The sequence below is a fragment of the Streptococcus sp. 210928-DFI.4.42 genome, assembly GCF_020554365.1.
Classification (GTDB): domain Bacteria; phylum Bacillota; class Bacilli; order Lactobacillales; family Streptococcaceae; genus Streptococcus; species Streptococcus parasanguinis_S.
Window position 1 is genome coordinate 1 of the sequence record NZ_JAJCHF010000037.1, and the last position, 9,561, is coordinate 9,561.

A 9,561-nucleotide genomic window follows, 5' to 3' on the forward strand; every position below is an offset into this window, starting at 1 on the left:
AAGCTGATGAAATCAGCGTAGTAGAGCCCACTCAACCACTGCGTCTTGCTCGACATTCCAAAAATAATTGAGAGGCTAGGATTTTTGTCCCAGCCTCCTTCTTGTCTAGTGGTCACTAAAGCGTCTATATTTAATGCGGAAATCGAAATAATTTTCTTCCTGCAGTTTACGGAAAATATCGCGATAAGCCTCTTCGTCAAAGTGGTCACCCCGATAGAGAATTTCAAAGCTCAGTCCTTCGTATTCTAAAAAGGCATTGGCAGTTTTAAATCCATTTCGCTTATAGAAATCCATCCGAGACTGACGTTGCTCTAGATTGTCACATTCTTCATCCAAACGTTCCACTTCAAGAATCATGGTCCTTTGGTAAAATTCCACCAATTTTTCAATGATTTCTTGACCATATCCGTGGCTTCTTAAATGTGGCATAATGGCAAAAAAACTGACATAAAAAGCTTTCTGATTATAGATTGAAAAAGCAAATCCGACAAATTCTTCCTCGTTATAAAAAGCAAAGAAATTGGCATCGTCATTGTCCGTATAGCGTAAAAATTCTGACAAAGGAACACGCTCTTCTTCTGGAAATGCTTCGATATTCAGCCTTTCGACCTTATCCAGATCTGGAAACGTTTCAGTGATTAATTGGCTCGTTAAGCTCATAAGGCCTCCTTTTCTGACACGATTATATCAAAAAATGTAAGGGGATTCAACCATCGATGCTTGTCGCCGGTTACTGAAGTTGGTATAATGGCACTATGAAAAGAATTCAACGTGTGGACCTCATAGATGGTCCTATTTTACCCGCTCTTTTAAGTTTTGCCTTTCCTATTCTTTTGTCCAATATATTTCAACAACTCTACAATACCTCGGATGTTATGATTGTGGGGCGTTTTCTAGGTCAAAAATCATTGGCTGCCGTTGGAGCAACCTCTGCTATTTTTGATTTGATCGTTGGTTTTGCTGTCGGTGTTGGAAATGGAATGGGCATTATTATTGCGAGAAATTATGGAGCCAAAAACGAAGACCAATTACGAAAATCAGTTGCAGCAACTACTGTTATTGGTGGCATCCTCAGTCTCCTCGTGATCTTCATTGGTACTGTCGGACTTTATCCACTGCTCCAGTTTTTAGGGACCCCATCAGCTATTGTAGCTCAGTCCTATCTATATATTTCCACCATTGTTAATGGTGTGGCAGTGACCTTTGCCTATAATCTTTGCGCCGGACTTCTGAGAGCGGTTGGCGATAGCTTAGCGGCACTCTACTTCCTGATTATCGCTGCCATTCTCAATATTCTTCTCGATCTATATTTTATTACCCAACTACATCTCGGAGTCCAATCTGCTGGAATTGCGACTATTATTGCTCAAAGCTTCTCCGCACTTCTTTGTTTCTTTTATATCCGCAAAAAGGTCCCTTTTCTTTTACCAAGTCGAAAAGATTTTGTCTGGGATCAAAGGCTGTATCAGGATTTGATTAGCCAAGGACTGACAATGGGTCTCATGTCTTCGATTGTCTCTATTGGAACCGTCATCTTACAATCAGCTATCAACAAGCTTGGAATGACCATCATTAGTGCTCAAATCTCAGCCCGCCGGATCATGTCCTTTGCCCTTCTGCCAATGGCCGCTATTTCTACAAGTATGACGACCTTTACCTCGCAAAACTTTGGTGCTAAACAATTCCGACGCATTCAAAAAGGCGTTAAACAAGCTTGTCTCCTCTCTCTTATTTGGTCCATTTTTGTTGCAGTTTTCCTCTTCTTTACAAGCCCCTTCTTTACAAGCCTCATATCTGGATCTAGCGATCCTAACTTGATCGCAAATGCCAGTCTTTATCTGCAGATCAGCTCTTTCTTCTATCCAGTTTTAGGATGCCTCTTGATTTTAGGGAATTCCCTCCAAGGTATCGGCCGAAAATTGACCCCTTTGATTTCTAGCTTTATAGAGTTAACAGGAAAAATTCTCTTTGTTCTCCTGATTATTCCCTATACAGGCTATATAGGAGTCATTCTTTGCGAGCCTCTCATTTGGGTTCCAATGACCCTTCAACTTTGGTTTACCTACCACAAAGCCAGTCATCAGCTTCTTGCATCATAACATTTGACGAGTACATAATAAAACAACTTCTGCTCATTTGAACAGAAGTTATTTTTTGTCATCAGGCGTCTAATTAGAACAAGCCGATCGCTGTTCCATCAGCAGCCACATCCATATTTAAAGCAGCTGGACGTTTTGGTAGACCAGGCATGGTCATCACATCCCCAGTCAAAGCGACAATAAAGCCTGCTCCCAATTTTGGAACCACTTCACGAATAGTAATTTCAAAGTTTTCAGGAGCTCCCAAGGCGTTTGGATTATCGGAGAAGCTATATTGTGTTTTGGCCATACAGATTGGCAACTTATCCCAACCATTTTTCACAATTTGGGCAATTTGTGTTTTGGCTTTCTTCTCAAAGTTCACCTTCGTACCGCGGTAAATCTCTGTAACAATCTTTTCGATTTTTTCTTCTACAGAAAGGTTGTTATCATACAAGCGTGTGTAGTTAGCTGGACTTGTTTTAATAGTCTTGACTAGCGTTTCAGCAAGGTCAACTCCACCGTCCGCACCATTCGACCATACACTCGCAAGCTCAACTGGTACATCAATTTCAGCACACAATTCTTTCAAAGCAGCAATTTCTGCTTCTGTATCGGTGATAAATTCATTGATGGCAACCACTGCAGGAATGCCAAACTTACGGATATTTTCAACGTGGCGTTTCAAATTGGCAAAACCAGCACGAACAGCCTCTACATTTTCTTCTGTCAGAGCATCCTTAGTCACTCCACCGTTCATCTTAAGGGCACGGAGTGTCGCTACGATTACGACTGCATCTGGTGATGTAGGCAAGTTTGGAGTTTTAATATCGAGGAATTTTTCAGCACCAAGGTCAGCCCCAAAACCAGCTTCTGTAATCGTATAGTCAGCTAAATGAAGAGCTGTCGTCGTTGCTAATACAGAGTTACATCCATGGGCGATATTGGCAAATGGACCACCGTGAACAAAGGCAGGTGTACCATAGATGGTTTGAACCAAGTTTGGCTTGATCGCATCTTTGAGGATCAAGGCAAGAGCCCCTTCTACTTCTAAATCACGGACATAAACTGGACTACGATCATAGCGGTAACCAATTACAATGTTGGCCAAACGGCCTTTCAAATCTTCAATATCTGTCGCCAAGCAAAGGATGGCCATGATCTCAGAAGCAACGGTAATATCAAAACCGTCTTCACGCGGAATCCCATTTAAAGGACCGCCAAGACCGACAGAAACATGACGAAGAGCGCGGTCATTCAAGTCCACTACCCGTTTCCAGATAATCCGACGTTGGTCAATTCCCAGCTCATTTCCTTGGTGCAAATGATTATCAATCAATGCTGAGAGGGCATTATTAGCCGTTGTGATCGCATGCATATCCCCTGTGAAATGAAGGTTGATGTCTTCCATCGGTAGAACTTGGGCATAGCCACCACCAGCAGCACCACCTTTAATCCCCATAACTGGACCCAAAGAAGGTTCGCGAATAGCAATCATGGTTTTTTTACCGATTCTATTCAAAGCATCTGCTAGACCAATGGTAATGGTTGATTTCCCTTCTCCAGCTGGAGTTGGGTTGATCGCAGTGACTAAGATAAGTTTTCCTACTGGATTTTTCTCAACTTCACGAATCTTATCAAAGCTCAATTTCGCCTTGTATTTTCCATACAATTCAAGATCATCGTCTACCAAACCGATCTTCTTAACAACATCCACAATCGGTTGGAGTTCAATGCTTTGAGCAATTTCGATATCTGTTTTCATAAGGGACTCCTTTATATTTGATAGAACTATTATACCTAAAATTCGCGAAAATAACATGGTTTTTCCACCTTTTGAATCGAACGTTCGTTTTTTATGTGAATTTTATGGCTACACATAGCTAATCCTAATAGCTTCAGAACTTTACTTACGTATCTTTTTTGTGTAAAATAAGCATATGCATATTTTAATTACATCAGGCGGAACCAGCGAAGCCATTGATAGCGTTCGTTCGATCACCAATCATTCCACCGGGAGCCTAGGAAAAATCCTTGCAGAAATGGCTCTTGCAAAGGGACATCAGGTGACCTTGATCACAACGCCTACCGCGCTTAAACCCGATCCTCACCCACAGCTTCGACTTCTATTGATCCAGAATGTCGAAGAACTAGTCGCACAAATGAAAACGGAAGTCCCTCATCATCAGGTTTTGATTCACGCTATGGCTGTTTCAGATTACACACCTGTTTACATGACAGGCCTTGAGGAAGTTGAGAAAACTCAAGACCTTCATTCCTTTATCCATCGTGAAAATCAGGAAGCGAAAATCTCTTCCAAAGAAGAATACCAAGTACTCTTTCTAAAGAAAAATCCCAAGATTATTTCGCTCGTCAAAGAATGGAACCCTGCCATTCAACTGATCGGCTTTAAGCTATTAGTCGACGTTTCTTCTGCAGAGTTGATCCAAGTAGCGCGTGAAAGCCTGGTTAAAAATCATGCCAGCATGATCGTTGCCAATGATCTGACCAAGATTCAGAACGGTCAGCATCAAGCCTATCTAGTAACAGATGATCACGTTCTAGAAGCTTCTACGAAAACAGAAATCGCAGAGGCTATCCTACGTTATATCAAATAAAAAGGTACATATGACACACATTACTTTAGCGGTTACCGGTAGTATTTCCGCCTATAAGGCTGCTGATATTACCAGCCAACTAACCAAATTGGGATTTGAAGTGAAGGTCCTCATGACTCCTTCAGCCCAAAAATTTATCACCCCTTTAACCTTGCAAGTTCTTTCAAAAAATCCAGTAGGCCTAGAGGTTATGGTGGAAGACGATCCACAGCGGATCGAGCACATCGACATTGGGAAAGAAACTGACCTCTTTCTTGTAGCGCCGGCCAGTGCCAACACCATTGCTAAATTGGCCATGGGACTTGCAGATAATATGGTCACAAGCACAGCTCTAGCCTTGCCTCAAAGGACTAAAAAATTACTGGCCCCTGCTATGAATACAAAAATGCTAGATCATCCTGCTACCCAACGAAATCTAAAACTCTTACAAGACTATGGTTACCAGATCATCCAACCTCGAGAGGCTACTCTCGCTTGTGGAGATCAAGGTTCTGGAGCTCTAGCCACTGTCGACACTATCATCCAAGCTGTTAAGGAGAATTGTTTATGAGAAAATCAGCCTCTATTTCACGAATTGCCATCTTTTTTGCCGTGATGATCACCATTCACTTTGTGACGTCCTTCATTTTGCAATTTGTCCCATCAGGAATTCAACCAACCTTGGTTCATATTCCTGTCGTGATCGCTTCTATTATCTACGGACCTCGAACTGGAGCAATTCTAGGACTCCTCATGGGACTCTTTAGCCTCACCATGAATACCCTGGTTATAACACCAGCCAGCTATCTCTTTAGTCCCTTTGTCCCTCACGGGAATCTCTACTCCCTTCTCATCGCTTTAGTACCGCGTATTCTCATCGGGGTAACACCTTATTTTGTCTATCGATGGTTCCACAATCGTACAGGGCTTATGGTAGCTGGGATGATCGGTTCTATGACCAATACTGTATTCGTTTTAAGCGGGATTTACTTCTTCTTTGGGAACAGTTTTGGAGGCGGAATTCAAAATTTCCTTGGCTTGATTGTGTCTACTAACTCTCTTATCGAAGTCGTTGCGACAGTCCTCATTACCAGCGCAGTTGTTCCATCTCTTGAAAAATTAAAATAATCTTCCAAGTCAAGACAGATTCGTCTTGGCTTTTTTAATGGTTAAATGCTTATTATTTTTGAAAAGATTTACAATTATAGCTAGAATTTTCTGAAAAAATCTGCTATAATGAAAGCGATTAAATATAACGCAAAAAGGAGACGCTTGCATGACCTATCAAGAAAACTACCAAAAATGGCTCGACTTTGCTGAATTACCAGCTTACCTTCGTGATGAGTTGGTCGCAATGGATGAAAAAACAAAAGAAGATGCCTTCTATACCAACCTTGAATTCGGTACAGCTGGTATGCGTGGATTAATCGGTGCTGGTACCAACCGTATTAATATCTATGTTGTTCGCCAAGCAACTGAAGGGTTGGCCCAATTAATCGACTCAAAAGGTGAGGAAGCGAAGAAACGCGGTGTTGCGATCGCCTACGACAGCCGTCACTTCTCTCCTGAGTTTGCTTTTGAATCTGCTCAAGTTTTGGCTGCACACGGAATCAAATCTTATGTATTTGAAAGCCTACGTCCAACACCTGAATTGTCATTTGCTGTTCGTCATCTCCACACATTTGCTGGGATTATGGTAACCGCTAGCCACAACCCTGCTCCGTTTAATGGATATAAGGTATATGGTGAAGACGGTGGACAAATGCCACCTGCAGATGCCGATGCTTTGACAGATTACATCCGTGCTATCGAAAATCCTTTCACTGTACAATTGGCTGACCTTGAAGAAAGCAAAGCTAGTGGCTTGATTGAAGTTATCGGTGAAAACGTCGACGCTGAATACTTGAAAGAAGTGAAAGGCGTTAACATCAACCAAGACTTGATCAATGAATACGGTCGCGACATGAAGATTGTCTACACACCACTTCATGGTACTGGTGAAATGTTGGCTCGTCGTGCTCTTGCCCAAGCTGGATTTGAAGCTGTTCAAGTTGTTGAGGCTCAAGCCGTTCCAGATGCTGACTTCTCAACTGTTAAATCTCCAAACCCTGAAAACCAAGCTGCCTTTGCTCTTGCTGAAGAACTTGGCCGCAAAGTAGACGCTGATGTATTGGTTGCAACTGACCCAGATGCTGACCGCCTTGGTGTTGAAATCCGCCAACCAGATGGTTCTTACCTCAACCTTTCTGGTAACCAAATCGGAGCGATCATTGCTAAATACATTCTTGAAGCTCACAAAACAGCTGGTACCCTTCCTGCCAATGCTGCCCTCTGTAAATCAATCGTATCAACTGAGTTGGTGACTAAGATTGCAGAAAGCTACGGCGCAACTATGTTTAACGTCTTGACTGGTTTCAAATTTATCGGTGAAAAAATCCATGAATTTGAAACACAACACAACCACACTTACATGCTTGGTTTCGAAGAAAGCTTCGGTTACCTGATCAAACCATTCGTACGTGACAAAGACGCTATCCAAGCCGTTCTTATCGTTGCTGAAATCGCAGCTTACTACCGCTCACGTGGTATGACTTTGGCAGATGGTATCGAAGAAATCTACAAACAATACGGTTACTTCGCAGAAAAAACCATCTCTGTTACCCTTTCAGGTGTGGACGGGGCTGCTGAAATCAAGAAAATTATGGATAAATTCCGTGGCAATGCTCCTAAACAATTTAACAACACAGACATTGCTAAGACAGAAGACTTCTTGGAACAAACAGCTACTACTGCTGACGGCGTTGAAAAATTGACAACTCCTCCAAGCAACGTTCTTAAATACATCTTGGCTGATGATTCATGGTTTGCCGTTCGTCCTTCAGGTACAGAACCAAAAATCAAATTCTACATCGCCACAGTTGGTGAATCTGAAGCAGATGCTAAAGAAAAAATTGCGAATATCGAAGCAGAAATTAATGCATTTGTAGGCTAAAACACGAGGCTGGGACAAAAGTCCTAGCCTCTCAATTATTTTTGGATTGTCGAGCAAGACGCAGTGTTTGAGCGGACTCTACTACGCTGATTTTATCAGCTTTTACAGCCCTACTCAACTGTGCGGAGGTGGGACGACGAAATCGAATTCTAACGAATTACCGATTTCTCTCCCACTCTCTCTTTCTTTCGTAGCAAATACCAGCGATTTTATAGAAAATATGGCATACTAGACATAGAAGAAAGCGAGGTAATCTCATGGAACAATTTTTAGAAGATATTAAAGATCTTGAAGTCACAACTGTCGCACGTGCGCAAGAAGCGATCGATCAAAAAGAAACAGCGACCTTCTTTATCGGACGCAAGACTTGTCCTTACTGCCGGAAGTTCGCTGCTAAGTTAGCAACTGTCGTAGCTGAAACAAAAGCTCATATCTATTTTATTAATAGTGAAGAACCAAGTCAGCTAGACGCATTACAAGGCTTCCGCTCAACTTACGGCATCCCAACTGTCCCAGGATTTTTACATGTCGAATCCGGTGAAGTCACTGTTCGTTGCGACTCATCCATGTCTGAAGAAGAAATCAAAGCATTCGCTCATCTATAAAAAAATAGCTAGAGATCGGTCTCTAGCTATTTTTCATTTTCCGAAAAAGTCGTCCAAATCTTCTGCTGAGGTTTAGCAAAAGGATAGTACGAAAATTCTTCTGGTGTTATCCAAACCGTCGATTCACTTGCTGGCTGCTCTCCTTCTTTTACTAGGCCGTATCGAATCTGAACCTGCCACTTGCGATGCGAAAAGATATGCTGAACGATAGGATACGATCTGTCTTGCCAATCAATGGCCAAGTCATAGTCCTGTTCAAAAGAAATAATTTCTGGGTTACTCTCTGCTTCCCCCTTCCCATCCAATAGAGATAATTGACCTAGGTTCTCAGATAGGCCATCCACTTCGATCAAGGGGAAATGCCAGAAACCTGATAAAAGCCCATCTCGCTCATTTTTCTCCAGCAAGTAGCGTCCTTGACTATCCTTGATAATAAAGGCTGTTAGATAGACAGGTACCGGTTTCTTTTTAGGAGCCTTAATGGGATAACGATCCATGGTCCCATGTTGGTAGGCCGCGCTAAATTCCTTAACAGGACTCTCTTCCGGACGTGGATTGACTGGGGACTCAATATCGGAGCCCAAATCCATCAAGGCCTGATTGAAATCACCCGGCCGGGCCGGATCGATCAAGATTTCCATCATGGCTTGAAAAATCTTGCGATTGGTTGGAACTCCGATATCGTAGTCCACCTCAAACAAGCGAGCTAGAACACGCATGACATTGCCATCCACTGCTGGCTCTGGTAATCCAAAGGCAATACTAGCAATGGCACCAGCTGTATAAGGCCCAATTCCCTTGAGTTTAGATATTTCCTCATAACTTGATGGAAACACTCCTCCGTGATTTTCCATTATCTGCTGGGCAGCTTTCTGCATATTGCGGACACGTGAGTAATACCCCAAGCCTTCCCAAGCTTTTAAGAGTTTTTCTTCAGGGGCTTGAGCCAAATCAGCGACCGTCGGAAACCAGTCTAAAAAACGTTCATAATAAGGAATCACCGTATCGACACGTGTCTGCTGGAGCATAATTTCTGAGATCCAAATTTTATAAGGATCCTGGGTCCTTCTCCAGGGAAGATCCCGTTTATGGGCATCATACCAGGCTAATAACTTTTCTCGGAAGGAAGCAATTTTTTCCTCCTCCCACATGGTAATCCCGTAATCTTTTACATCTAACATATTCCTAGTATACCACAGAATGAGTTAGAGTATAGAAATTCTGATTTTATAAAGAAAAAGAGGCTGGGACAAAAGTCCTAGCCTCTCAATTATTTTTGGATTGTCGAG

At 42.4% G+C, this 9,561-nt stretch carries 9 protein-coding genes; 6 read left to right on the top strand and 3 right to left on the bottom strand.

Annotated features, from left to right (window positions below; genetic code table 11):
- Nucleotides 1-105: 105 nt before the first annotated feature.
- Nucleotides 106-660 (bottom strand): GNAT family N-acetyltransferase, encoded by a 555-nt coding sequence (locus LIZ08_RS09925; RefSeq protein WP_049471712.1) that lies wholly within the window; start codon nucleotides 658-660, stop codon nucleotides 106-108.
- Nucleotides 661-755: 95 nt separating this feature from the next.
- Between LIZ08_RS09925 and LIZ08_RS09930 the strand changes: the two genes are divergently transcribed.
- Nucleotides 756-2,099 (top strand): MATE family efflux transporter, encoded by a 1,344-nt coding sequence (locus tag LIZ08_RS09930; protein ID WP_227038788.1) that lies wholly within the window; start codon nucleotides 756-758, stop codon nucleotides 2,097-2,099.
- Between the two features lie 73 nt (nucleotides 2,100-2,172).
- Here the strand turns inward: LIZ08_RS09930 and LIZ08_RS09935 are convergent, their stop codons facing one another.
- Entirely contained in the window at nucleotides 2,173-3,843 is a 1,671-nt protein-coding gene (locus LIZ08_RS09935) for a formate--tetrahydrofolate ligase (protein WP_227038789.1), read from the bottom strand.
- A 175-nt stretch (nucleotides 3,844-4,018) separates the two neighbouring features.
- Here LIZ08_RS09935 and LIZ08_RS09940 point away from each other — a divergent pair, with 175 nt between their 5' ends.
- From LIZ08_RS09940 to LIZ08_RS09960, 5 genes are all read left to right on the top strand, one after another.
- Nucleotides 4,019-4,696, top strand: a complete 678-nt coding sequence (locus LIZ08_RS09940) for a phosphopantothenate--cysteine ligase (RefSeq protein WP_227038790.1) — start codon at nucleotides 4,019-4,021, stop codon at nucleotides 4,694-4,696.
- Nucleotides 4,697-4,706: 10 nt separating this feature from the next.
- Nucleotides 4,707-5,246, top strand: a complete 540-nt coding sequence (coaC, locus tag LIZ08_RS09945) for a phosphopantothenoylcysteine decarboxylase (protein ID WP_024056114.1) — start codon at nucleotides 4,707-4,709, stop codon at nucleotides 5,244-5,246.
- Complete coding sequence (locus tag LIZ08_RS09950; RefSeq protein WP_125826345.1) at nucleotides 5,243-5,803, top strand: ECF transporter S component; 561 nt, start codon at nucleotides 5,243-5,245, stop codon at nucleotides 5,801-5,803. The genes coaC and LIZ08_RS09950 overlap by 4 nt, the downstream gene beginning before the upstream one ends.
- A gap of 148 nt (nucleotides 5,804-5,951) precedes the next feature.
- Nucleotides 5,952-7,667, top strand: a complete 1,716-nt coding sequence (locus LIZ08_RS09955) for a phospho-sugar mutase (protein WP_049499034.1) — start codon at nucleotides 5,952-5,954, stop codon at nucleotides 7,665-7,667.
- Between the two features lie 257 nt (nucleotides 7,668-7,924).
- Complete coding sequence (locus tag LIZ08_RS09960; RefSeq protein WP_227038791.1) at nucleotides 7,925-8,272, top strand: thioredoxin; 348 nt, start codon at nucleotides 7,925-7,927, stop codon at nucleotides 8,270-8,272.
- Nucleotides 8,273-8,298: 26 nt separating this feature from the next.
- On the opposite strand, the gene mutY is transcribed toward LIZ08_RS09960, so the two are convergent.
- On the bottom strand, nucleotides 8,299-9,453 hold the full coding sequence (gene mutY, locus LIZ08_RS09965; protein ID WP_156672266.1) for an A/G-specific adenine glycosylase: 1,155 nt from the start codon (nucleotides 9,451-9,453) through the stop codon (nucleotides 8,299-8,301).
- Nucleotides 9,454-9,561 lie beyond the last annotated feature (108 nt).